Source organism: Streptomyces albidochromogenes (genome assembly GCF_005981925.1).
Taxonomy (GTDB): Bacteria; Actinomycetota; Actinomycetes; order Streptomycetales; family Streptomycetaceae; genus Streptomyces; species Streptomyces albidochromogenes.
The window spans coordinates 1-449 of sequence record NZ_VBVX01000756.1 but is presented as its reverse complement, the minus strand read 5'-3'; the positions used below and the strand labels follow the sequence as shown (position 1 = coordinate 449).

At 65.5% G+C, this 449-nt stretch carries 1 protein-coding gene; it reads right to left on the bottom strand.

Annotation, left to right across the window (positions count from 1 at the left end):
• Positions 1-449: DEAD/DEAH box helicase (locus E2E34_RS35065; RefSeq protein WP_138905806.1), on the bottom strand; the 449-nt coding region annotated here is incomplete at both ends.

Sequence of the window (449 nt, the reverse complement as noted above, 5' to 3'; positions counted from 1 at the left end):
CCGTGGATCGCCGCGGTCTTGATGCCCGACTTTTCCAGGAAGGTGGCCAGCTTGTCGCTGCCATGCTTGGTGCGGGCGAACACCAGGGTCTGCTCGCGGCTGTCCTGCGCCAGCAGGTGCAGCAGCAGGTCGCGCTTGCGGCCGGCGTCGACCGGATGCACGCGGTGGGTGATGGTTTCGGCCACGGTGTTCTTCGGCGTCACCTGGATCTGTTCCGGGTTGCGCATGAACTCCAGCGCCAACTGGCGGATGTTGTCCTCGAAGGTGGCCGAGAACAGCAGGGTCTGGCGGTTCTGCTTCGGCAGCTTGGCCAGGATGCGCTTGATCGACGGCAGGAAGCCCATGTCGAGCATGCGGTCGGCTTCGTCCAGGATCAGCACTTCAATGCCGGACAGGTCGACGCTGCGACGCTCAACGTGGTCGATCAGGCGGCCCGGGCAGGCCACCAG